The organism is Actinoallomurus acaciae (assembly GCF_042429965.1).
Taxonomy (GTDB): Bacteria; Actinomycetota; Actinomycetes; order Streptosporangiales; family Streptosporangiaceae; genus Actinoallomurus; species Actinoallomurus acaciae.
The window spans coordinates 1-794 of sequence record NZ_JBHLZP010001205.1; the positions used below are offsets into that span (position 1 = coordinate 1).

The 794-nt window shown below is 75.7% G+C and carries 1 protein-coding gene; it reads right to left on the minus strand.

The genetic code is table 11. The annotated features are described in order from the left end of the window. Positions 1 to 112 precede the first annotated feature (112 nt). A partial coding sequence (locus ACFFNX_RS51645; protein WP_378213850.1) for a phytoene/squalene synthase family protein occupies positions 113 to 794 on the minus strand: 682 nt, incomplete at its 5' end.

A 794-nucleotide genomic window follows, 5' to 3' on the forward strand; every position in this document is an offset into this window, starting at 1 on the left:
GGCGATGCCCGCCATCCCGCCGCCGACGACGGCGACACGCCCCGTCATGAGGCCTCCCTCGCCGGAGGCAGCGACCGCCGGGCCGCGCCTTCGATTCCCCCGCGTCGCCCGGTCACAGCTGCGCCCCGGTGAGCGAGCGCGCGGCGACCATCGTCTTATCCCAGCGCGACAGCGACAGGCGGGTGCTGAGCGCCCCGGCCGGGTCGGCGGCGATGCGTGCCAGCAGGCGCCGGTAGATCCCGGCCATCGCCGCGGTGCAGGCGGCGCTGCGGCGGTCGAGCATCGGCACCAGCCGGTCTCCGTGCTCGTACCACGTGCGCGCGCGTTCGGCCTCGAAGCGGACGAGCTCCGCGAGCCGGTCCGGCGGGTCGGTGAACTCGCCGTCCGCGTCCATGTCCAGCGTGCACCCGAACCGCTCCAGGTCCTCCGCGGGCAGGTAGATCCGGCCCGCCAGCCGGTCCTCGCGGATGTCGCGCAGGATGTTGGTGATCTGCAGCGCGACGCCGAGCGCGTCCGCCAGCGGCTCGGCCGTGCCGGGGTCGGAGGTGCCGAAGACGCCGAGCGAGAGCCGCCCGACCGATCCGGCGACGCACCGGCAGTAGGCCAGCAGGCTGCCGAACCGCTCGTACGACACGCCCTCGACGTCCGCCGCGCAGCCGTCGATCAGCTCGTCGAAGGCGCGCATCGGGATCGGAAACCGCTGCGCGGCGTCGCACAGGGCGACCAGCACGGGGTCGCCCTGGTGCGGCTCCGGCCGCCGCAGCGCGGTGCGGGCCTCGGCCAGGCGCGCCAGC